The 20,322-nt window shown below is 68.6% G+C and carries 21 protein-coding genes and 1 other RNA gene; 10 read left to right on the top strand and 12 right to left on the bottom strand.

What is annotated here, in order from left to right; all coding sequences use genetic code 11:
- Nucleotides 1–42: 42 nt before the first annotated feature.
- The 4 genes from C8N38_RS08900 to C8N38_RS08915 form a co-directional block, all read right to left on the bottom strand.
- Complete coding sequence (locus tag C8N38_RS08900; RefSeq protein ID WP_108026256.1) at nucleotides 43–918, bottom strand: DUF2927 domain-containing protein; 876 nt, start codon at nucleotides 916–918, stop codon at nucleotides 43–45.
- A gap of 97 nt (nucleotides 919–1,015) precedes the next feature.
- Complete coding sequence (locus tag C8N38_RS08905; protein ID WP_108026258.1) at nucleotides 1,016–2,197, bottom strand: toxic anion resistance protein; 1,182 nt, start codon at nucleotides 2,195–2,197, stop codon at nucleotides 1,016–1,018.
- Complete coding sequence (locus C8N38_RS08910; protein WP_108026260.1) at nucleotides 2,194–3,108, bottom strand: 5-bromo-4-chloroindolyl phosphate hydrolysis family protein; 915 nt, start codon at nucleotides 3,106–3,108, stop codon at nucleotides 2,194–2,196. The genes C8N38_RS08905 and C8N38_RS08910 overlap by 4 nt, the downstream gene beginning before the upstream one ends.
- 165 nt (nucleotides 3,109–3,273) lie before the next feature.
- On the bottom strand, nucleotides 3,274–4,275 hold the full coding sequence (locus C8N38_RS08915; RefSeq protein WP_108026261.1) for a pseudouridine synthase: 1,002 nt from the start codon (nucleotides 4,273–4,275) through the stop codon (nucleotides 3,274–3,276).
- A gap of 75 nt (nucleotides 4,276–4,350) precedes the next feature.
- Between C8N38_RS08915 and C8N38_RS08920 the strand changes: the two genes are divergently transcribed.
- On the top strand, nucleotides 4,351–4,803 hold the full coding sequence (locus C8N38_RS08920) for a nucleoside deaminase (protein WP_108026263.1): 453 nt from the start codon (nucleotides 4,351–4,353) through the stop codon (nucleotides 4,801–4,803).
- A gap of 77 nt (nucleotides 4,804–4,880) precedes the next feature.
- Here C8N38_RS08920 and C8N38_RS08925 read toward each other — a convergent pair whose 3' ends face one another.
- Nucleotides 4,881–5,573, bottom strand: a complete 693-nt coding sequence (locus C8N38_RS08925; RefSeq protein WP_108026265.1) for a metal-dependent hydrolase — start codon at nucleotides 5,571–5,573, stop codon at nucleotides 4,881–4,883.
- Between the two features lie 111 nt (nucleotides 5,574–5,684).
- Here C8N38_RS08925 and C8N38_RS08930 point away from each other — a divergent pair, with 111 nt between their 5' ends.
- Nucleotides 5,685–6,347, top strand: a complete 663-nt coding sequence (locus C8N38_RS08930; RefSeq protein ID WP_108026466.1) for a ceramidase domain-containing protein — start codon at nucleotides 5,685–5,687, stop codon at nucleotides 6,345–6,347.
- 84 nt (nucleotides 6,348–6,431) lie between these two features.
- Here the strand turns inward: C8N38_RS08930 and C8N38_RS08935 are convergent, their stop codons facing one another.
- Nucleotides 6,432–6,623, bottom strand: coding sequence for a hypothetical protein (locus tag C8N38_RS08935; protein ID WP_108026268.1), 192 nt, complete (start codon nucleotides 6,621–6,623; stop codon nucleotides 6,432–6,434).
- Nucleotides 6,624–6,939: 316 nt separating this feature from the next.
- Entirely contained in the window at nucleotides 6,940–7,800 is an 861-nt protein-coding gene (gene purU, locus C8N38_RS08940) for a formyltetrahydrofolate deformylase (RefSeq protein ID WP_108026270.1), read from the bottom strand.
- A 233-nt stretch (nucleotides 7,801–8,033) separates the two neighbouring features.
- Here purU and gatC point away from each other — a divergent pair, with 233 nt between their 5' ends.
- From gatC to rpmG, 7 genes are all read left to right on the top strand, one after another.
- Nucleotides 8,034–8,321: an Asp-tRNA(Asn)/Glu-tRNA(Gln) amidotransferase subunit GatC gene (gatC, locus tag C8N38_RS08945; protein WP_075785453.1), complete on the top strand. Its 288-nt coding sequence runs from the start codon at nucleotides 8,034–8,036 to the stop codon at nucleotides 8,319–8,321.
- A 4-nt stretch (nucleotides 8,322–8,325) separates the two neighbouring features.
- Nucleotides 8,326–9,813 (top strand): Asp-tRNA(Asn)/Glu-tRNA(Gln) amidotransferase subunit GatA, encoded by a 1,488-nt coding sequence (gene gatA / locus C8N38_RS08950; protein WP_108026272.1) that lies wholly within the window; start codon nucleotides 8,326–8,328, stop codon nucleotides 9,811–9,813.
- A 46-nt stretch (nucleotides 9,814–9,859) separates the two neighbouring features.
- Nucleotides 9,860–10,513, top strand: a complete 654-nt coding sequence (locus C8N38_RS08955; RefSeq protein WP_245895624.1) for a hypothetical protein — start codon at nucleotides 9,860–9,862, stop codon at nucleotides 10,511–10,513.
- 67 nt (nucleotides 10,514–10,580) lie between these two features.
- Entirely contained in the window at nucleotides 10,581–11,207 is a 627-nt protein-coding gene (locus C8N38_RS08960) for an N-acetylmuramoyl-L-alanine amidase (RefSeq protein WP_170120312.1), read from the top strand.
- A gap of 12 nt (nucleotides 11,208–11,219) precedes the next feature.
- Nucleotides 11,220–11,597, top strand: an RNA gene (rnpB, locus tag C8N38_RS08965) — RNase P RNA component class A.
- A 146-nt stretch (nucleotides 11,598–11,743) separates the two neighbouring features.
- Nucleotides 11,744–12,460 (top strand): DUF533 domain-containing protein, encoded by a 717-nt coding sequence (locus C8N38_RS08970; protein WP_108026276.1) that lies wholly within the window; start codon nucleotides 11,744–11,746, stop codon nucleotides 12,458–12,460.
- A 127-nt stretch (nucleotides 12,461–12,587) separates the two neighbouring features.
- Nucleotides 12,588–12,755: a 50S ribosomal protein L33 gene (gene rpmG, locus C8N38_RS08975; protein ID WP_042459900.1), complete on the top strand. Its 168-nt coding sequence runs from the start codon at nucleotides 12,588–12,590 to the stop codon at nucleotides 12,753–12,755.
- Nucleotides 12,756–12,992: 237 nt separating this feature from the next.
- On the opposite strand, the gene C8N38_RS08980 is transcribed toward rpmG, so the two are convergent.
- The 4 genes from C8N38_RS08980 to C8N38_RS08995 are packed head-to-tail and all read right to left on the bottom strand — an operon-like array spanning nucleotide 12,993 to nucleotide 16,844.
- The gene (locus C8N38_RS08980) at nucleotides 12,993–13,799 is read right to left on the bottom strand and encodes an ABC transporter ATP-binding protein (RefSeq protein WP_108026278.1); all 807 of its coding nucleotides are present in this window, start codon (nucleotides 13,797–13,799) and stop codon (nucleotides 12,993–12,995) included.
- Nucleotides 13,796–14,830, bottom strand: coding sequence for a FecCD family ABC transporter permease (locus tag C8N38_RS08985; protein ID WP_108026280.1), 1,035 nt, complete (start codon nucleotides 14,828–14,830; stop codon nucleotides 13,796–13,798). Before C8N38_RS08985 ends, C8N38_RS08980 begins: the two co-directional genes overlap by 4 nt.
- On the bottom strand, nucleotides 14,827–15,861 hold the full coding sequence (locus tag C8N38_RS08990; RefSeq protein ID WP_108026282.1) for a FecCD family ABC transporter permease: 1,035 nt from the start codon (nucleotides 15,859–15,861) through the stop codon (nucleotides 14,827–14,829). Before C8N38_RS08990 ends, C8N38_RS08985 begins: the two co-directional genes overlap by 4 nt.
- Nucleotides 15,858–16,844 (bottom strand): iron-siderophore ABC transporter substrate-binding protein, encoded by a 987-nt coding sequence (locus tag C8N38_RS08995; protein ID WP_108026284.1) that lies wholly within the window; start codon nucleotides 16,842–16,844, stop codon nucleotides 15,858–15,860. Before C8N38_RS08995 ends, C8N38_RS08990 begins: the two co-directional genes overlap by 4 nt.
- Nucleotides 16,845–17,195: 351 nt before the next feature.
- Here C8N38_RS08995 and C8N38_RS09000 point away from each other — a divergent pair, with 351 nt between their 5' ends.
- On the top strand, nucleotides 17,196–19,265 hold the full coding sequence (locus C8N38_RS09000) for a TonB-dependent siderophore receptor (protein WP_245895625.1): 2,070 nt from the start codon (nucleotides 17,196–17,198) through the stop codon (nucleotides 19,263–19,265).
- A gap of 42 nt (nucleotides 19,266–19,307) precedes the next feature.
- Here the strand turns inward: C8N38_RS09000 and C8N38_RS09005 are convergent, their stop codons facing one another.
- Nucleotides 19,308–20,129, bottom strand: a complete 822-nt coding sequence (locus C8N38_RS09005; protein ID WP_108026286.1) for a glycoside hydrolase family 25 protein — start codon at nucleotides 20,127–20,129, stop codon at nucleotides 19,308–19,310.
- Nucleotides 20,130–20,322: the final 193 nt, after the last annotated feature.

Here is a 20,322-nt window from a genome sequence, read left to right on the forward strand (position 1 = left end):
CCGGTGCCGGACGCGGCCATGCCGGGCACCAGAGCGCATGCCTCAGGCATCGCCCCCCATCAGCTCGGCCGCGATCTGCTCGACGATGGGGCGGGCCTCGGCCGGGGTCATGCCCGGGCGCAGGCGCCGGTCGTAAAGCATCTTCAGCAGCAATTCGTCATGGGGCGTCAGCAGCGCGAATTCCTCGTCGTCGTTGAAGATCGACGGGCGCACCGAGGGGTTGTCATTGGCCAGCCCCAGCCCCTGGGACAGTTCCTCATGCAAGCAGGATTGCCGCAGCCGGTCGGGATGTTCGCCGCGGATCACGGCGACGGCGCTGGAATAGGTGCTGGACTCGCCCTTCGAGAAGGCCAGCACCAGGCAGAAGGTCGATCGCGGCATCACGGCGATCGTGCTTTGGGCGGCGACGTCGATGCCCGGGATCAGACGTTCGAGCTCGGGACCCAGGCGGCGGCGTTCGTCCTCATTGACGATGAAGACCTGAAAATTGGCCTGTTCGGGGCTGGTCACCCACATCGGCAGCCCGGTCACCCGCGACAGCCGCCGGACATAGGCCGCGATCTCGGCGCGGTCCTGGCTGCGCTGGGCGGCCGGGATCGTTTCGCCGAAGGTGATGCCAAAGCGGACGGGCTGTTCCCAGCGCCGGAGCCGGCTTTCGGTTTCGCGCGCCACCAGATGCCCGTCGCGGCTGACATATTCGTCGAACAGCGCGATCCGCACGAAATCCTCGACCAGCGCGCGGCGGGTGAAGGGCACATCGGTCTCGCCGCCATCGCTCCGCAGCAGGCCGCGCGACAGAAGATCGGCCTGCACCCGGGCGTAATGCCGGGCCAGAGCCTGGCTGTCGGGCGAAAGCTGCGGTCGCACCGCTTCGGCGGGGCGGGCGGCGGGCCGTGTCTCGGGCGGCGCGGGTGCCATCTGACAGCCGGCCAAGGCCACGGCAAGGGCGCTGGCCAGCGCCCCTGGCCGGAGCCCCGGCAGAAAAGAAGGGCGCGATGCGGGCGTCACGATGCGGTCACGCCTCCGGCAGGGCGCCGGCGCCCTGCGCCCGCGATTTGGCGGCGGCGAGCGTGTCGCGCAGCTCTGCCTCCATCTTTTTCAGATCGTCCTCGGCCTGGGCGCGCCGGGACTTGCCCTCGTCGGCGATGGTCAGGCTTTCCTGGATCGTCGCGATCAGATCGGCATTGGCCTTCTTGACCGCTTCGATGTCGAAGACGCCCCGTTCCATTTCCTCGCGCACGGTCCTGTTGGCCTGGCGCAGGTTGGCGGCATTGGCGGTCAACAGTTCGTTGGTCAGGTCGCTGGCCTCGCGCACCGCCAGCGCGGCCTCTTTCGAGCGCTGGATGGTGACCGCCTGCGCCAGCTGGGTTTCCCAAAGCGGCACGGTATTGACCAGGGTCGAGTTGATCTTGCTGACCAGCGACTTGTCGTTTTCCTGCACCAGCCGGATCGAGGGCAGCGACTGCATCGTCACCTGGCGGGTCAGCTTGAGGTCATGCACCCGGCGTTCAAGATCGTCGCGCGCGGCGCGCAGGTCGCGCAATTCCTGCGCCCGGATCACCTGATCGGCCTCGGGGGCCGCGGCGACCTCGGCCTCCTTGGCGGGGATCTCGGTCGCGTCGAGAGCTTTCAGCTTCTCTTCGCCCGCGGCGATGTAAAGCGCGAGCTCGTCGTAGAAATCGAGGGTCTTCTCGTAAAGCTTGTCGAGCGACTTGATGTCCTTCAGCAGCGTATGTTCATGGGTCAGCAACCGGTCGGTGATCGAGTCGATCTGGCCCTGAACCGTCTCGAATCGCGCAACGAACTTGGCGAAGGGCGCGGTGCGCCCCATCAGCTTTTCCCACCAGCTCGCCTCGCGCCGCACGTCGAGTTCGGACACCGAAAAGCCCCGGATCGTGGTCACGATCTCGCGGAGCGAGTCGCCCGCAGGCCCCACGTCCTTGTTGCGCACATCGGCCAGCATGGCCTGGCTGATGGTCTGCAACTCGGCCTGGGCACTGGACCCGAAACCGATGATCGAATTGCTGTCGGACATGTCGATCTCGGCCATGCGGGCGCGGATCGCCTCGGCCACCGGCGGCTCGGCCCCTTCCAGCGGGACCAGATCCCGGGCCGGTTCGGGCAGGACCGCCAATGTCACTTTTTCAACTTCGGCGACGTCCTGCGCCGCCTTCAGGCGATTGTTGTCCGAGCTCATGCATTCTCTCCCGAAATGGGCGCGACGGGCGCCGGGCGGATGCCTTCCCGTTGCAGCCGGTCGCGCAAGACTTCGATCTCGACGTCAAGATCGGTGCGGTCGTCCTGAATCAGCGCCCGGGTGCGGGCAGCGAAATTGTCCTCGAGATCGCCCAGAAGCGCCTCGTAATCCCGGCGTGCCGAGGCATCGCGGGTGCGGGCGTAAAGATCGGCGAACTTGACCGTCGCGTCGCGCGCGCCCAGCAGATAGACGACCAGATAGCGCCGGGCGGCGGTCAGGTCGCGCGGGTCTTCCTCGACGGTGCGGAACATGTCGCGCACGACCGCCTGAAACCGCTCGACCCGCGCGTCGAGCCCGCGGTCGCCGGCGCGCCGGATCGCCTCGGACATGGTCGCCAGATGCTTTTCGGCCTCTTCGATGGCGCGCGCCACTCGGTCCCGCTGAAAGCTGTCGATGCCTTCCATCCCCTTGTCGCTGAGCGGATCGAGGCCGAAGGCAAAGCTGTGAAGGGCGGTGCCCAAGACGGCATAGATCGCCGGGGCCAGCCAGTCGCCGCCACCGATCCCCGCCAGCAAGAGCCCCGCGCCTGTCAGGACCGAGCCCAGGATCTTGCGCGGCAGCGCCGGGCGGCGGGCCACCTTGCGGGCGGCCCAAGCATCCTCGGCCCGCAGCCCCTCGCGGGTCAGCCAGGCGGCAAGGATCAGCACGCCGAAGGCGCCAAGCGTCAGCGCCAGCCCCGCCGGGTCGGAAAAGAAGGCGCGCGGCAAAAGCGGCAGGGGCGCGAAGAACATCGCATTGGCCCGGCCCGCGGCCCGTGCCGGACGCCGCCCCTGGAACGGATGGCGGGGGGGCGCGACCGTCTCGGGGCCGGGCGTGCCGGGGCTGTAGCGGTCGCCGAACCGGTTGGCCATCACGCGCCCCCCATGACGGCCACGTAAAGGACCAGCGCGATCAGCAGGAAGAATGACAGTTTCTGCAACCCGGTGCCCGACATGATCCCCTCTGTCTTCACGATCTTCCCTTATACATGGGATGCGACGCGGCCGTTAAAAGCAAGTGTCGGCGGGTTTTGCCGATCAGCCGGGCGGAGCCTTGCCGCGCCGCCGCATCGGCCGCGCGGCGCCCGTGCCTCCGGTGCCGCGGGGCGGTTTGCGGCCCGGGGGCGGGTCCGAGATGTCTTCCTGGTCGCGTCCGCCCGTCCGGCGCGCAGGTTTGACGCCGGGCGGCTTTTGGCCGGTTACCCTGGCGCCGCCGGGCTTCGATCCGGGCGCTTTGGGACCTGCGGGTTTCCCGCTGCCCGATCGGGGACGCAGGGTCTTCGCACGGCCGGTTGCCTCGCCCTCGGGGCTTTCGAGCCCCAGCTGATCGCGCAACACGCGGCCGCGGATCTCCTCGACCTCGCCCGCCTTCAAAGCGCCAAGCTGGAACGGGCCATAGCTGATCCGGATCAGCCGGTTCACGGTCAGCCCGATGGCCTCCATGGCGCGGCGGATCTCGCGGTTGCGGCCTTCGCGCAGGCCGACGGTCAGCCAGGCATTGGCGCCTTGTTGACGATCAAGCGTGACCTCCATCGGCCGGAAGCTTTCGCCCGCGATGACAATGCCCTCGCGCAGGGGGGCGAGCGTGGCGTCCTCGGGCGTGCCCTTGACCCGGACGCGGTACTTGCGCAGCCAGCCGGTCGAGGGCAGTTCCAGCCGCCGCTTGATCGCGCCGTCATTGGTCAGAAGCAGCAGGCCCTCGGAATTGAGGTCGAGCCGTCCGACCGACATGACCCGGGGCATGTCCTCGGGCAGCTTGTCGAAGACGGTCTCGCGGTCCTTCTCGTCCTTGGCGGTGGTCACGAGCCCCGCGGGTTTGTGATAGAGCCAGAGCCGCGGCCGGTCGGCCGCCGCCAGCGGGGCGCCGTCGACGGCGATCCGGTCGGCGGCGGTCACGTTCAGCGCGGGGCTTGATATCCGGCGGCCGTTCACCGTCACCCGCCCGGCGGCGATCATCCGCTCGGCCTCGCGCCGCGACGCGAGCCCTGCGCGCGCCAGGATCTTGGCGATCCGCTCGCCCTCTTGTCCGGTCTTGTCCATGGGTGGGGTTTACGCCGGATCGAGGGGCGGGGGAAGCGGCTTGCGCGGGCGACGGGGGCAAGGCATGAGGGAAGGATGAGCCCGTTTCGCAGCCATATGGACAGGGCGCTGGCCGAAGCCCGTGCCGCGGAGCGGCGGGGCGAGGTGCCGGTGGGCGCGGTCGTGGTGGCGCCCGGCGGCCGCATCGTGGCGGCGGCGGGGAACCGGACCCGGGAACTGGCCGATCCGACCGCCCATGCCGAGATCCTGGCCCTGCGGGCGGCCTGCGCGGCGGCCCGGTCGGAACGGCTTCCGGGCCATGATCTCTATGTGACGCTGGAGCCCTGTCCGATGTGCGCCTCGGCCATCGGGCAGGCGCGGATCGCGCGGCTGTATTACGGGGCGGCGGACCCGAAATCGGGGGGCGTTGCGCATGGGGCGCGGGTTTTCGATCATCCGCAGAGCCATCATGTGCCGGAGGTCTATGACGGCATTGCGGCGACCGAGGCCGAGGCGCTTCTGAAGGCGTTTTTCGCCCCGCGTCGGTGAGCGGGGCGGAGGGGCCGCCGAAGGGCGCGATTTTTCTGCGAAAAATCGTGGCGGCCCGCGCTGGGGCAGAGGATGCCCTATAGCTCGATCGGCACCAGGACCTCGGGTTCGATCACCCGCACGCCGGGCAGGTTCTGTTTAAGCGCCTCTGCGGACTGCTCGAGAAGCGGGAAAGTGCGATAGTGGCAGGGGATCACCGTCTTGAAATGGAAGAAGGTCCGGGCCGCATAGGCCGCGCGCTTCATGTCCATGGTGAAGTGTCCGCCGGCACATAGCAGTCCGATATCGGGCGCATGCAGGTCATTGAAGATCTCCATGTCCGCCATCACGTCGGTATCGCCGCTGACATAGATCACATGGCCCTCGCCGGCGATCATGAACCCCGATTCGGTGCCGGTATAGACCGGGCCGTCCGCTCCCTGGGTCGAGGAGGAGTGGGTGGCGTTCACCATCGTCACCGCGACAGTGCCAAGCCGGACCGTGCCGCCCTTGTTGAAGCCGATCACCTCGATCCCTTCCCGGGATTCCCACCAGCTCATCAGATCGAAGATGCCGACTGCCGGGATCGACAGCTCGCGCGCGATGGCGATGGTGTCCGCGACATGGTCGAAATGGCCGTGGGTGACCAGGATATGGGTCGCGCCGCCGATGGCTTCGGCCCGCCGCTCTTCGGGGAACATCGGATTGCCCACGAGCCAGGGGTCGATCAGCAGGATCTGGTCCTCGATCTCGATACGGAAGCCGGAATGCCCGAGCCAGGTGATCTTCATGTCGCGTTCTCCTCTGCCGCGCCGGCCCCGCCCCCGGGTTTCTCCCTTTGCCGCGCCGGCCGCGTGCTCCATGATTGCCGGGAAAGGTAACAGAGCGGAGCCGGCATGCCCATGGACTGGACGCGACAGATCGACGCCTATTGCGAGCGGACCGATTTCACCTTCTGGGCCGAGCCGGTGAATGCCGCGACCAATGCCGCCTTCGTCCTGGCCGCGCTGGTGATGTGGCACCGCTGTGCCGGGCTGCCTTTGGGCCGCGCGCTGGCGGCGGTGCTGGGGGTGATCGGTATCGGCAGCTTTCTCTTTCACACCCTGGCCAGCGAATGGGCCTCATTGGCGGATGTCCTGCCGATCCTCTGTTTCATCCTGCTATATGTCTTCGTGGCCAACCGCGCCTATTGGGGTCTCGGGCTCTGGCCCGCGCTGGGGCTGACCGCGCTCTTCTTTCCCTACGCCGCCGTCACCGGCCCGCTTTTCGGGCGTCTCGAGTGGCTTGGGTCGTCGGCGGGCTATGCGCCGGTCGCGCTTTTGATCCTCGTCTATGCGCTGGCTCTGGCCCGCCGCCTGCCGGAGGTCGCGGCCGGGCTGGGACTTGGCGTCGGCCTGCTGACGGTCTCGCTGACCTTCCGCACCATCGACATGCCGGTTTGCGCGGTGTTGCCGCTGGGAACGCATTTTCTGTGGCACCTTCTCAACGCGGCGATGCTGGGCTGGATGATCGAGGTTTACCGGCGGCATGTCCGGCGCGTTTCCATGGACGCCGCGCCGGGATGACGCCTCGGACCCTGCCGATCTGCCCGCGTCCGGCATCAAATTGAGATCCTGCCCGCCGATCCGGACAGGCCCGCGGGCGCCCGGTCAGTTCCGGCGGCGCCATCGCCCCGTCAGGTCGGATCTGTCGAGATGCCGGGCAATCCGGCATTCCTGCAAAAATGTCAGCGCGCCCGAGCCTTTGAGCGCCGCCGCGATGTCGGCTTCGGGAACGTCGGCCTCGATTGCAAGAATGGCAAGAGGGATACGCGTTCCCCTGATACGCTCCAGCACATCCATGCCCGACATCTCCTCCAACGCGGGTTCAAGGCAGCATGGCACATTCTTCAGTAGAATTAAAACATGCGATTTTAAGGGGCAGACATCCAAAGGCGTGGCCTCCTTTTAATGTCGTATAAAATAACGCGCTATCACATTGTGCAAGTCTGGCATTCCGGAATGAAAAGCGGGTGGCTTGGCGAAACGCCGCAAAATGCGAAAAGGTAAAAAGGAATTGTTGGACAAATTCCCCTTTCTTCGGAAAGGGGGCCTGGGGTCAGCGCCCTGGCCGATGCGCCGGAGGGAGGGGGCCTCCGGCGAATCGCCATCTCCGGCCTCAGCCGGGCATGAAGACGACAGTCTTGTGACCGTTCAGCAGGACCCGGCGTTGCAGATGCAGCCGCACCGCCCGCGCCAGCACCCGGCTTTCGATGTCGCGCCCGACCGCCACATAGTCCTCGGCCGAGAAGGCATGGTTCACGCGCTCGGTCTCCTGCTCGATGATCGGCCCCTCGTCGAGATCGGCGGTCACGAAATGCGCCGTCGCCCCGATCAGCTTGACCCCGCGCTCATGCGCCTGGTGATAGGGCTTGGCGCCCTTGAACGAGGGCAGGAAGGAATGGTGGATGTTGATCACCCGCCCCGACAGCGCGCGGCTGAGCTTGTCCGAGAGCACCTGCATGTAGCGCGCCAGAACCACCAGCTCGGCGCCGGTCTCGGCCACCAGGTCGATCAGCTTCTGTTCCTGCTCGGCCTTGGTCTCTTTCGTCACCGGCCAGCAGTAATAGGGAATGCCCGCCGCCTCGGCCGTGGCGCGGCTGTCTTCGTGGTTCGAGACCACGGCGACCACGTCGGCCTCCATCCAGCCGACCCGGATCTGATAGAGAATATGCAGCAGCGCATGGTCGAATTTCGACACCATCAGGATGATCTTCGGACGCCGCTCGGCATCGACCACCTCGGCGTCCATGCCGTAGCCGTTGATGGCGGGGGCCAGCCGGGCGCGGATCGCCTCGGCCTCGGACGGGGCCTGCGTGTGGAACGCGACCCGCATGAAGAACCGGTTGCTTTCGGGATCGCGGAACTGGGCGCTGTCCTGGATGTTGCCGCCGAGCGCGGTGACCGCATTCGCGACGGTGGCGACGATCCCGGGCTGGTCGTCGCAGGTGAGCGTCAGGATGAAATGTGTCGAGGCCATCGGCGGAATCCTTGCCTGAATGTCTTGAACGCGCGTTTCGGCGCCTTGCGTTATGGAGAAAGGCCCGGCGCGAGTGCAAGCGCCATTCCCCCGACGCCGCTTTGCGTCCCGCCCGCGACATTGCCTGTCGCCTTGCGGGGCTGGGGGGCTCGGCCCCCGGGCGCGCTCTTGCAGCATGCGCGGCAGACGGCTAAACGCGGGGACGAATTTCACGAGCACGGAAAGGCGGCCCCATGTCCATCGACATCGACACCGCGCGGCGGGTGGCGCACCTCGCCCGGATCGCCGTTCAGGAAGACGACCTGCCGGCGCTGGCGCAGGAGCTGTCGGGCATCCTGACCTTCATGGAACAATTGAACGAGGTCGACGTGACCGGCATCGAGCCGATGACCGGCGTCACCCCGATGCGGCTGAAACGGCGCGCGGACGTGGTGACCGATGGCGAGATGCAGGACCGGATCCTGGCCAACGCGCCCGACGCGCGCGAGGGCTTTTTCGCGGTTCCCAAGGTGGTGGAGTAACGCCATGAGCGATCTGACCCGGCTGACCATTGCCGAGGCGCGCGACGCGCTGCGCAAGGGCGAGACCACTTCGGTCGCCCTGACCGAAGCTTATCTTTCGGCCATCGACGGCGCGGGCGCGCTGAACGCCTTCGTCCACAAGACCCCCGAGATCGCGCTGGACCAGGCCAGGGCCGCCGACGCGCGGATCGCGGCGGGCGAGGCGCCCGCGCTTTGCGGCATGCCTCTGGGGATCAAGGATCTTTTCTGCACCAAGGGCGTGGCCTCGCAGGCCGCCTCGAAGATCCTTGAAGGTTTCCGGCCCGAATACGAGTCGACCGTGACCCAGAACCTCTGGGATGCGGGCGCGGTCATGCTGGGCAAGCTCAACATGGACGAGTTCGCCATGGGCTCGTCGAACGAGACCAGCACCTATGGCAATGCGGTCAACCCCTGGCGGCGCGGCAACGAGGACACGGCCTTGACGCCGGGCGGCTCTTCGGGCGGCTCGGCCTCGGCGGTTGCCGCAGATCTTTGCATGGCCGCGACCGGTACCGATACCGGCGGCTCGATCCGCCAGCCCGCAGCCTTCACCGGCATCGTCGGCATCAAGCCGACCTACGGGCGCTGCTCGCGCTGGGGGATCGTGGCCTTCGCCTCGTCGCTGGATCAGGCCGGGCCGATGACCAAGACGGTGCGCGACGCCGCTATCATGCTGGGCGCGATGTCGGGCCATGACCCGAAGGATTCGACCAGCGCCGACATTCCGGTCCCGGATTTCGAGGCGATGCTGACGGGCGACATTCGCGGCAAGACCATCGGTATCCCGAAGGAATACCGCATGGAGGGCATGCCCGCCGAGATCGAGAAGCTCTGGGCCGACGGCAGTGCGATGCTGAAGGATGCAGGCGCCGAGATCGTCGAGATCAGCCTGCCGCACACGAAATACGCGCTGCCCGCCTATTACGTGATCGCGCCCGCCGAGGCGTCCTCGAACCTCGCGCGCTATGACGGGGTGCGCTATGGCCACCGGGCCAAGCTGGGGCAGGGCGACGGCATCGTGCAGATGTACGAAAAGACCCGCGCCGAGGGCTTCGGCAAGGAGGTCCAGCGCCGGGTGATGATCGGCACCTATGTGCTGTCGGCGGGCTTCTACGACGCCTATTACAACCGCGCCCGCAAGGTCCGCGCGCTGATCAAGCGCGACTTCGACGAGGTGTTCGCCGGCGGCGTCGATGCGATCCTGACGCCCGCGACGCCCTCGGCCGCCTTCGGTCTGGGCGAGATGGCCGATGCCGATCCGGTGGCGATGTATCTCAACGACGTCTTCACCGTGACCGTGAACCTCGCCGGTCTGCCGGGCATTTCGGTGCCCGCGGGGCTTGACGCGCAGGGCCTGCCGCTGGGGCTTCAGCTGATCGGCCAGCCCTGGGGCGAGGGCGATCTGCTGAACACCGCACATGTTCTTGAACGCGCCGCAGGATTTGTTTCCAAGCCCGCGAAATGGTGGTAAGGCGCGCCGGATCACTGGGATCGAAACCACGAGCAGGATGGACCCGATGCGTGCCGTGACCTCCGCGATGGCGCTTCTGGCGCTGGCCGCGTGCAATACGCAACTGCCCGATTCCGCGGCCGGAGTCGGGTTCGACAACTACGCCGATTACAGCGCCCATCGCGAGGGTGTGCTGCAGGGTACGGTCTCGGCCCAACCGCTTGATGCGGCGCCCGCGCAGGGCGTCGTGACCGAGATCACCGGCGGGCCAATTTCGGCGGTCGAGAGTTCCGATGCCACCGCCATGCCCGGCGCGCAGGCTGAAAACCATGCCGGGATCTCGGACGAACAGAGCTTTGCCGCCGTCAGCGCCCGCGAGACCATCGCCAGCGACCGCGAGCGGCTGGAGCAGCAGCGCGAGCAATATACCTTCATCCCGCCCGAGCCGCTGCCCCCCCGTCCGGGCGGCGATGGTGCCGGCATCATCGAATATGCGCTGAGCACCACCAATCCGCTCGGCCAGCAGGTCTACAAGCGCGGCCGCGCCGTTGCGCCCGAAACGCTGGCCCGGCGCTGCGCCAAGTACGGCTCGGACGATCACGCTCAGGAAGCCTTCCTCAAGAATGGCGGGCCCGAGCGCGACCGGCTGGGGATCGACCCCGATGGCGACGGCTTCGCCTGCTACTGGGACCCCTCGCCGTTCCGGCTTGCCGAAAGATAACCGCGTGACGCCGCTCTGGCGTCCCTCGCCCAATTGCGGCGCCCGGCGTGGCGGGGCGCGGCCCGACATGGTCGTGCTGCATTTCACCGCCATGGCCGACGCCGCGTCGGCACTCGACCGGCTCTGCAATCCGGCGGCCGAGGTCTCGGCGCATTACCTGATCGCCGCCGACGGACAGGTCGTCCAGCTGGTCGACGAGACGGCCCGGGCCTGGCATGCCGGGGCCGGATGCTGGGGCGGGGTGGAGGACGTCAATTCCCGCTCGATCGGGATCGAGCTCGACAATCCGGGCGACCGGCCGTTCCCGGCGCCGCTGATGGCCGCGCTCGAGGCGCTGTTGGCCGGCATCCTCGCGCGCTGGTCGATCCGGCCCGAACGGGTGATCGGCCATTCCGACATGGCGCCCGATCGCAAATGGGACCCGGGCCGGCGGTTCGACTGGCTGAGGCTCGCGCGGCAGGGGCTGGCGGTCTGGCCCGAACCGGTCGGTGCCATCGCCCCCGACGAGGCCGCCTTCCGCAAGGCCGCCACGGCCTTCGGCTATGGCGCGGGGTGGCAGACGGGCCACGTGCTCGACGCGCTGCGCCAACGCTTCCGCCCCTGGGCCGAGGGGCCGCTTGCCGCCGCCGACATGTCTGTCATTGCCGATCTTGCCCGCCGCTTCCCCGTTGACCCGGACGGCACGGGCGCCTAGATCGGGCGTCGCGCGGATGGCTGGATGGCCGCGGGGGTGCAAGCCTTCGAGGAAAGTCCGGACTCCACGAAGCGACGGTGCCGGGTAACGCCCGGCGGGGGAAACCCCAGGGAAAGCGCCACAGAGAACAGACCGCCTCCGGTTTCGGAGGTAAGGGTGAAACGGTGGGGTAAGAGCCCACCGCGGGACTGGCAACAGGACCGGCACGGCAAGCCCCACCGGGAGCAATGCCGAATAGGGACCCCGCGCAGGCTGGACCTGCAGGGCGGCTTCGGCCCAGGGGTCCGGGTTGGCAGCTTGAGCGTATCGGTAACGGTACGCCCAGAGGAATGGTCATCCAGGGGGCCTCGCGCCCCCGGACAGAATCCGGCTTACAGGCCATCCGCGCATATCTGGCCTGTCTCCCTCCGAAACGCTGCCCGGCCCTCGCCGGGACGGGCTGTTTTTGGTCTTGGCCGATGCCCGAAAGCGTCTAGGTTCCGAGGGTGGGAAGCGCGCTGCCCCGGACAGGGGATAGCAGAGGGACGGAAGACCGGATGAGTTTTGTCAGGACGATGGCCACCCTTGCCGTGGGCTTTGCGGCCGCCAAGGGGCTGGAGAAGTTCCAGAAGATGGGCGGCGGCGCCGGGATCGCCGATTCCGTGAAATCGGCGGCGACGCGGGCCGGGATCGGCAGCCAGATGGGGCCGCTGCTGGAGCGGATGCAGGTGCCGGGCGGCGCCGCGGCGCTGAAGGACAACGCCAAGTGGCTGGGCGCGAAGGCGCGCGAGACCGGCGATCACGCGATGGTGGGGCTCGGCGGGCTGATGGCGGCGCTGGGCGGGGCCGCCTGGGCGGGCTCGGTCAATGCGCGGGATATCCTGAACGCGATGGGCGAGGTCTCGCCGCCCGGCGTCTCGATGGAGAAGAACGCGCGGCTGCTGATCCGCTCGATGATCATGGCGGCCAAGTCCGACGGCGAGATCGACGCGACCGAGCGCGCCGCGATCCTCGATGTGCTGGGCGATGCCACGGCCGAGGAACGCGCCTTCGTCGAGGCCGAGATGGGCAAACCCATCGACATCGACGCGCTGGCGGCCGAGACCGGCAACCATCAGCGGACGGCTGTCTATGCCGCGGCGGTGGTGACGACCAAGGTCGACAGCCCGGCCGAGATCGCCCATCTCGACCGGCTGGCCGAGGCGCTGCATCTGGGCCGCGCCGCACGCCAGCGGATCCACAAGGCGATGCGGCTGCCGCAGGTGTTGGCCTGAGACACGCGCCCCGGGGCGGGCAGGGGCTGCAGGGCCAGAACCCGCTTGACTCGGGGGCGCGGATCGCTAAAACGCGGGCTTCAAGGAATTCACGGGCGCAATGCCGCCCGCGCGACGGAGATGAGACATGGCGAAGCCGACAACCATCAAGATCCGCCTGAACTCGACCGCGGGCACCGGCCATTTCTACGTGACCAAGAAGAACGCCCGCACCATGACCGAGAAGATGGTGGTCAAGAAATACGACCCCGTCGTGCGTCAGCACGTCGAATACAAGGAAGGCAAGATCAAGTGATCTAGCCGCCTCCGGGGGTCATCCCCGGCAAGGGTCAGACCGGGGCCGCGCCGCAAGGGGCGGCCTTTCGTTTTGCGCGGGTCCGTTCCTGCAAGGTCTGTTCGCGCAAGGCTCGTTTGCCCGGCTTCCTTTGCCCGGCTCCGTTCGTCAGGGGCCGTTCGTCAGGGGCCGTTCGTCAGGGACCGTCTGTCAGCGGGGCGGTTTGCGCGGGGGCCGTTTCCCGGGACGCCGGTTGCCTCAGGCGCTGGCCTGCATCCGGTGCCGCCCGAGCGGCAGCATCATCGGCTGGCCCGAGGTCGGGTCGGTCACGACCCGGCAATCGAGCCCGAACACCGCCTTCACCGTTTCCGCCGTCAGCACCTCTTCGGGGCGGCCCTGCGCGTAAAGCCGCCCGCCCGCCAGCGCGACCAGATGATCGGCGTAGCGTGCCGCGAGATTGAGATCGTGCAGCACCATGACGATGGTCGTGCCGCGGCTGTGGTTCAGGTCGGTCAGCAGGTCCAGCACCTCGACCTGATGGGCGATGTCGAGAAAGGTCGTGGGCTCGTCGAGCAGAAGCAGCTCGGTCTCCTGCGCCAGCGCCATCGCGATCCAGACCCTCTGACGCTGGCCGCCCGACAGCTCGTCGACCGCGCGTTCGGCCAGATCGGCGGTGCCGGTGGCCTGAAGCGCGGCCGCGACTGCCTCGGTGTCCTGCCGGGACCAGCGCGACAGAAGCCCGTGATGCGGATAGCGCCCGCGCCCGACCAGATCGGCGACCGCGATGCCTTCGGGCGCGACCGGCGCTTGCGGCAAAAGTCCCATCCGGCGGGCCAGCGCGCGCGGCGCCATGCGGTGGATCTCCTTGCCGTCCAGCAGCACCTGACCACGGGCAGGTGCCAGCAGCCGGGCGATGCAGCGCAAGAGCGTGGACTTGCCGCAGGCATTGGCGCCGACGATGGCGGTGATCTGTCCGGGCGGCACGGCCAGGGTCAGCCCGTCGAGGATGGTGCGCTCGGCGTAGCCTGCCTGAAGATCGCGGACGAGAAGGGGTGGGGCGGTCACATCGAGCCTCCGCCGCGGTTCACGCGGATGATGAGATACAGAAGATAGGGCGCGCCCAGCACGCCGGTCACGACCCCGACCGGATAGCGCGAAGGCAGGAGGCTTTGGCCGGCGAAATCTCCGGCCAGCACCAGGCCCGCGCCGACCAGCGCGGCCGGGATCAGCACCGAGCGGTCGGGCCCGGCCAGACGCGCGGCAATCGGCCCCGAGAGGAAGGCCACGAAGGCGATCGGGCCGGTGACCGAGGTCGCGACGGCGATCAGCCCGACCGCCGCCAGCGTCACCAGAAGCCGGGTGCGGCCCAGCCGGACGCCCAGCGCCGCCGCCTTGTCATCGCCCAGCCGCAGCGCCTCGAGATCGCGCGACAGCGCCAGCAGCAGTCCGCCGAAGACAACAAGCGCGGCCAGAAGCGGCCCGGATTCGGCCAGTTGGACGCCGTTGAGGCTGCCCGCAAGCCAGCGCATCGCCTCCTGCAGGGGCCAGGCGGGGGCGATCGACAGGATATAGGCGATGGCGCTGTCCAGCATGGCCGAGATCGCGATGCCGATCAGGATCAGCCGCGCGCCCGCGACCCCGTTGCGCCAGGACAGAAGGTAGATCGCCAGCGCCACGGCCAGCCCCATGGCCAGCGCGAAGACCGAGACCTCGGGGCCGCGCCAACCCAGCACGACGATGGCAAAGACCGCAGCAGCGCTGCCGCCTGCGGTGATGCCGACGATATCGGGGCTGGCCAGCGGATTGCGCAGCATGGTCTGGAAAGCCGCGCCGCCCAGCCCGAAGCTCATCCCGGCCAGCACCGCCAGCACCGCGCGGGGCAGGCGCAGCTCGCGCACGGCAAAGCTTGCGCCCGGCACGTCGCCGCCTGCGAGAACCCGCAGCACGTCCAGCGGCGGGGTCAGCGTCGGGCCCGAGATCAGGACCAGCGCCACGCCCGCGCAAAGCAGCGCGCCAAGTCCCAGCGCGATGCGGGTCCGGCGGCGGGCTCTGGCGCGCCCGGCGGCGACGATCCGGTTGGCGAGGGCCGCGGTCATAGCGCGCGCAACCGGCGGCGGCGGACGACCCAGATGAAGAAGGGCGCGCCCAGAAAGGCGGTGACGATGCCCACGTCAAGCTCGGACGGCCGGGCCAGCACCCGCCCCGCCACATCGGCAGACAGCAGCAGGATCGCGCCCGAAAGGGCGGCGAAGGGCAGCTGCCAGCGGTGATCGACCCCGACCAGCAGGCGGCAGACATGCGGCACCACCAGACCGACGAAGCCGATGGGACCGCAGATCGCGGTGGTCGCGCCGCAGAGCAGCACCGCGCCGAGCGCGGCCAGCGCGCGGGTCCGCGCGACCCGAAGGCCAAGCCCCGCGGCGGTGTCGTCGCCCAGCGCCAGCAGGTTCAGCCCGCGCGCCGACAGCAGCGACAGCGTCAGCCCGGCGGCCAGCACCGGCAGCATCGGCAAAAGCGCCTCGAAGGTCGCGCCGCCTACGCCACCCACTTGCCAGGAACGCACCCCGCCCGCGATATCGGCGCGGGGCAGGGTGACCGCCAGCGTCAGCGACGAGGCCGCAATCGAGGTCGCGGCTCCCGCCAGCGCCAGTTTCAGCGGCGTGGCGCCGCCCTGTCCCAGCGTGCCGATGGCATAGACGAAGCCTGCGGCAAGGCCCGCGCCCAGGATGGCAAGCCAGATATAGGCCGACAGTGTCGCGATACCGAACCAGGCGATGCCGATCACCACCGCCAGTGCCGCGCCCGCATTGACCCCCAGAATGCCCGGATCGGCCAGCGGATTGCGGGTCACGCCCTGCATCACCGCGCCCGCAAGCCCCAGAGCCGCGCCGGCCAGGGCCGCCAGGCAGGTGCGCGGCAGCCGGGCCGCCACCGCCGCCGCGCCGATGGTGTCGGCGCGCCCGCCGATCCCCGCGAGGATGTCGCCCCAGCCGACCGGCCGGGTGCCGACCGCGACCGACAGCGCAGAGGCCGCAAGGAAAAGCCCCAGCGCCGCGACCAGCCAGCCCAGCCGCGCGCGGCCCGGCAGGGCGGCGCGCGCCGCGCCTTCGGCAGATGCGACGCTCATTCGGCGGCCCGTGCCGCCTCGGCCAGACGGTCGGCGTAGTCCCCCAGCACCCAGGGGATCGACAGGGGCGTCGGACTGGCGGCGGTGCCGACCGCGTCATTGCCCAGCATCACCACCGCGCCACTGGCGACGGCCGGCATGTGCGAGGTCAGCGGGTCGGCCTGCAACCGGTCCAGCAGCGCCTGCCCGCCATAGGTGACAAGGATGTCGACATCGTCGAAGGCGTCGATCCGCTCGGCGCTGAAGGCGCCTGCGAACTGGCCGTCGCGGCTGGCCTCCTCGACGCTGCGGGGTAGGGCAAGCCCAAGATCCTGAAGGTATTTCACCCGCGTATCGGCGGCGGTGTAGAACCGCACCACGCTGAGATCGCGGGTATCGAGATGGGTCACGAACATGGCCGACTTGCCCGCAAGTTCGGGATGGCGGTCGCGCGCCTCGGCGATCTCGCCCTCGATCCGGTCGATCAGCGCCTCGGCGGCCTCGGCGCGGCCAAGACCCGTGCCGTTCAGCCGGATCGTTTCGCGCCAGTCGCCGGACCAGGGCGCGTCGCGATAGGCCACGACCGGGGCGATCTTGCTGAGGATCTCGTAATCCGACCGGCTGAGCCCCGAATAGGCCGCCAAAATCACGTCGGGCCGGGTCGCGGCCACCGCCTCGAAGTCGATGCCGTCGCCCTCGTCGAACAGGACCGGGGTCTCGGCGCCCAGATCCTTCAGCCGCGCCGCCACCCAGGGCAGCAGCCCGTCGCCGTCATCGTCGCCGAAATTGGCGCGGGCAAAGCCCACCGGCACCACCCCCAGCGCCAGCGGCACCTCGTGATTGGCCCAGGCCACGGTCGCCACGCGCACCGGCTGTGCCGTGAGGGTGGTGCTGCCGAAGGCGTGCCGGACGGTCAGCGGATAGTCATCGGCGGCCGCCGGGAGGGGATGCGCCGCCATCGCGACAAGGCCCAGGCAAAGACAAAGGCGGGGGAGGTTCGACATTTCGGAGGCCTGAAAGGTTGACAATTTTGGTCAACATTTCATCATCGCCCGGCAGGGTCAAGCCGCCGCGCCTCTCTGGCCGCCGGATCGCCGGAGGTCAAGGTGCCCGACAGAAAAACTCGGAAATGGCTGTACCTCGGCGGCACGAGCGTCTAGAGGCGGTCGGGATCGATAACGCGCCGTCATCCGGGGCCGGGGGCCCGCGGACAGGTTCGTTCCCTCGTCGCAAGGCAAGCGATCCGGAGGCCGCAGCGCGCCGGTAGCCAGCGAGAAAAAATCAATCTTGTGGAACAGACGATGCAGAATCAGACCAGAGACCCCAGGCCTGCCGCGGGCGGGCGCCGCTCTTCCATGGCGCGGCTGATGGGCTGCAGCGCGCTGGCGGCGCTTCTTCCGGGCCTTGCGCTGGCGCAGGCGGGACGCGCCCCGGCGGATGCCTACGACCTTGAACCCATCGTGATCGAGGCGCAGTCGGACGACGAGACCAGCATCGTTGCGACCGAAGTGACCGGCGGCAGCGGGATGGCGACCGATGTGCTGGACACGCCGGCGGCGGTGTCGGTCATCACCGCGCGGGAGATCCGCGAGCGGGGGGCTGCGAGCGTCGAGGAGGTCCTGCAATACACGCCCGGCGTGGTCACCGATTTCTACGGCTCGGACGACCGGTTCGACTTCTTCCGCATTCGCGGCTTCGACGCTTATACCTATCGCGACGGGCTGAGCCTCGGGTCGGCCTTCGGCAATGTCCGCGAGGAAGCCTATGCCTTCGAGCGGGTCGAGGTGGTCAAGGGCGCCAACTCGACCACCTTCGGCGTCTCGGACCCCGGCGGGTCGGTGAACTATGTCACCAAGCGCCCCCGGCAGGGCCGCTTCGGCGAGGTCTATGGCACACTCGGGTCCTTCGACAGTCGCGAGCTTGGGGTCGATTTCGGGGACGACCTGACCGGCGACGGCACGCTGTCCTTCCGGCTGACCGGCAAGCGCCGCGAGGCCGAGAAGGAATACGATCATTCGCAGGACGACGAAACCTTCCTGATGGGCGGTCTGACCTGGCGCCCGAGCGCGGCGACCGAGCTCAGCTTCGTTCTGGACTATCTCAAGCGCGACGACGTGCCGGGCAGCGGCGGCCATCCGGTCGGCACCGATCTGTCGCGCTCGGTCTTCCTGGGCGAGCCCGATTTCAACTATCGCGGTACCGAACGCAGCACAGCGACGCTGAGCCTCGATCACGATTTCGGCGGCGGCCTGACCCTGGGGTCGATCCTGCGCTACAGCGATACCGAAAGCGATTTCGGCTATGCCTATATCTCGGGCGCCTCGGCTGCGGGCGGGACCTGGGCCAGCCGGGATTTCTTTGCCAATGACAGCGACTCGCACGGTCTGGTGGCCGATGCGCATCTGCAATACGACACCTCCGTCGGATCGGTCGACAGCCGGACACTGGTTGGGGTCGAACTGTCGCAAAGCCGCGCGGCCTCGACCAACTGGTTCACGGCGGCGCCCGATATCGACTGGACGAACCCGGTCTATACCGGCGGCATCGATCTCGGCACGCTGGCCCCCTATCGCGACCTGCGCACCGACCGCGAGGGCAGGGCGATCTACCTGCAGCAGGAACTGACCTTCTCCGACCGGGTGATCGTGACCGCGGGCCTGCGCCATGACTGGCTCGATATCGACGAGACGAACCGGCTGACCGGCGTCACCTCCAGCGCCGATTACAGCGAGACGACGGCCCGGCTCGGCCTGACCTGGAAGATCACGCCCACGCTCTCGACCTATGCGTCCTATGCGGAATCGGTCGTCCCGGCTTCGATCGGGCTCGACCCCGAAAAGGGCGAGCAATACGAGCTGGGCGTCAAGTACCGCCCCGGCAACGGCCGGGCGCTGTTCACGGCGGCGATCTACGACCTCAGCAAGACCAACATCACCCGGACCAATCCCGCGACCGGCTTTGACGACACCATCGGCGAGGTCGAGGTGCGCGGGATCGACCTCGAGGCCAAGCTCGACATGACCCGCAATGTCAGCCTGACCGCTGCCTATTCCTATCTCGATTCCGAGATCGTCGAGAACGGCACCCGGGGCAGCGAGGGCAATCAGCTGTCCTTCGTGCCGCGCAACATTGCCTCGCTATGGGTCAACTACCGCCTGCCCGGCGCGGGGCGGCGGGGCGACATGACCTTCGGGCTCGGCGCGCGCCATACCGGGTCCTACTGGTTCGACGACGCCAACTCGATCTCGACCGGCAGCGCCACGGTCTTCGATGCGTCCTATACCTACGATCTGCGCAAGGACACGCAACTGAGCCTCAATGTCTCGAACCTCTTCGACGAGAAGCATGTGGCCTATGGCGGGTTCGGGGCCGATTTCTACAACCCGGGCCGCAAGATCAGCGCCACGTTGCGCCGCAGCTGGTAGGCGGGGCCAGGCGGGGCGGCCAGGGTGTCGCCCCGTCCGGCCCTAGGGCAGGCCGTGCCCGTCCCAGACCCGCCAGTCCGTTTCGGACCCGCGAAAGACGTTGATATCGACCGGCCCGGCCACCCCGTCGATCCGCCCGGTCCCGGTATATTGCCAGAAGGTCCAGGGCGTGCCCGGATAGGTCGTCGCGGGCGGCCCGGCGACCGAGCGCAGCCAGAAGCCCGTGCCCGGCAACCGGGTGATGCCGGTGTCGCGGGCGAAATCGACCGTGGTATAGATGACCGGCCGTCGGCCGTAGTGCCGTTCGACGATATCGAGGAAGGTCGTGGCCTCGGCGCGGACGGTGGCGGCATCGGGCCTGACCCGGCAGGTCGGCGAAAACGGGTTCCATTCCATGTCCAGCATGTGCGGCAGCCCGTCGGCGCTTTTGGGCACATTGGCGATGAACCAGCGCGCCTGCCGCTCGGCCGGGGCGCAAAAGTAGAAATGGTGATAGGCGCCGCGCGTCACGCCGGCCCGACCCGCACCCGTCCAGTGCTGGCCGAACATCGGGTCGCTGTCCTCCATCCCCTCGGTCGCCTTGACATAGACGAAGGACACGCCCGCCTTGCGCACCCTCGGCCAGTCGATGGCGCCCTGCCAGCGCGAGACGTCGATGCCGTGCACCGGAAAGGCGCGGGGTCCGGCGCCGGTCCAGTCATGCGGGTCGTGATCGTCGAAGCGCGGCCGCGCGGCCGCGGCCAGGCGCAAGGGGGCGGCGCGGTGCGGCTCGGCCGTCGCGGCGGGCGGGGGCTGGCGCCCCGGCGACGGGCCGCAGGACATCAGCGACAGGGCCAGAAGCAGAACGAATGTCTTGTGCGGCATGGGTCCGGACGCTCAGGGGATGCCCTGCCATTTGGCCCCGAATCCGGGCCACAGGCAACGGTTTCCGGCGGCTCCGGGCGGCCGGGGCAGGGCGGCCGCGCCGGGAGGTGGCTGCGGTCCAAGTGTGACCAGAACGTTTTAGTCAGGTATTGCACCAACCGCGCCGCTGTGGTTCTTTGCGCGCGATCGTTCC

Source organism: Rhodovulum kholense (assembly GCF_003053725.1).
In the GTDB taxonomy this organism is placed as follows: Bacteria; Pseudomonadota; Alphaproteobacteria; order Rhodobacterales; family Rhodobacteraceae; genus Rhodovulum; species Rhodovulum kholense.

Bases quoted from the DNA above. Each gene is read 5' to 3' on its own strand.
- C8N38_RS08990 (WP_108026282.1), bottom strand. From the start codon at position 15,861: ATGAGCGTCGCATCTGCCGAAGGCGCGGCGCGCGCCGCCCTGCCGGGC.
- C8N38_RS08905 (WP_108026258.1), bottom strand. From the start codon at position 2,197: ATGAGCTCGGACAACAATCGCCTGAAGGCGGCGCAGGACGTCGCCGAA.
- C8N38_RS08970 (WP_108026276.1), top strand. From the start codon at position 11,744: ATGAGTTTTGTCAGGACGATGGCCACCCTTGCCGTGGGCTTTGCGGCC.
- gatC (WP_075785453.1), top strand. From the start codon at position 8,034: ATGTCCATCGACATCGACACCGCGCGGCGGGTGGCGCACCTCGCCCGG.
- C8N38_RS08925 (WP_108026265.1), bottom strand. From the start codon at position 5,573: ATGAAGATCACCTGGCTCGGGCATTCCGGCTTCCGTATCGAGATCGAG.
- C8N38_RS08930 (WP_108026466.1), top strand. From the start codon at position 5,685: ATGGACTGGACGCGACAGATCGACGCCTATTGCGAGCGGACCGATTTC.
- rpmG (WP_042459900.1), top strand. From the start codon at position 12,588: ATGGCGAAGCCGACAACCATCAAGATCCGCCTGAACTCGACCGCGGGC.
- C8N38_RS08900 (WP_108026256.1), bottom strand. From the start codon at position 918: ATGGCACCCGCGCCGCCCGAGACACGGCCCGCCGCCCGCCCCGCCGAA.
- C8N38_RS08995 (WP_108026284.1), bottom strand. From the start codon at position 16,844: ATGTCGAACCTCCCCCGCCTTTGTCTTTGCCTGGGCCTTGTCGCGATG.
- C8N38_RS08955 (WP_245895624.1), top strand. From the start codon at position 9,860: ATGCGTGCCGTGACCTCCGCGATGGCGCTTCTGGCGCTGGCCGCGTGC.
- C8N38_RS08935 (WP_108026268.1), bottom strand. From the start codon at position 6,623: ATGGATGTGCTGGAGCGTATCAGGGGAACGCGTATCCCTCTTGCCATT.
- C8N38_RS08910 (WP_108026260.1), bottom strand. From the start codon at position 3,108: ATGGCCAACCGGTTCGGCGACCGCTACAGCCCCGGCACGCCCGGCCCC.
- C8N38_RS08985 (WP_108026280.1), bottom strand. From the start codon at position 14,830: ATGACCGCGGCCCTCGCCAACCGGATCGTCGCCGCCGGGCGCGCCAGA.
- purU (WP_108026270.1), bottom strand. From the start codon at position 7,800: ATGGCCTCGACACATTTCATCCTGACGCTCACCTGCGACGACCAGCCC.
- C8N38_RS08960 (WP_170120312.1), top strand. From the start codon at position 10,581: ATGGTCGTGCTGCATTTCACCGCCATGGCCGACGCCGCGTCGGCACTC.
- C8N38_RS08920 (WP_108026263.1), top strand. From the start codon at position 4,351: ATGAGCCCGTTTCGCAGCCATATGGACAGGGCGCTGGCCGAAGCCCGT.
- gatA (WP_108026272.1), top strand. From the start codon at position 8,326: ATGAGCGATCTGACCCGGCTGACCATTGCCGAGGCGCGCGACGCGCTG.
- C8N38_RS09000 (WP_245895625.1), top strand. From the start codon at position 17,196: ATGGCGCGGCTGATGGGCTGCAGCGCGCTGGCGGCGCTTCTTCCGGGC.
- C8N38_RS08915 (WP_108026261.1), bottom strand. From the start codon at position 4,275: ATGGACAAGACCGGACAAGAGGGCGAGCGGATCGCCAAGATCCTGGCG.
- C8N38_RS09005 (WP_108026286.1), bottom strand. From the start codon at position 20,129: ATGCCGCACAAGACATTCGTTCTGCTTCTGGCCCTGTCGCTGATGTCC.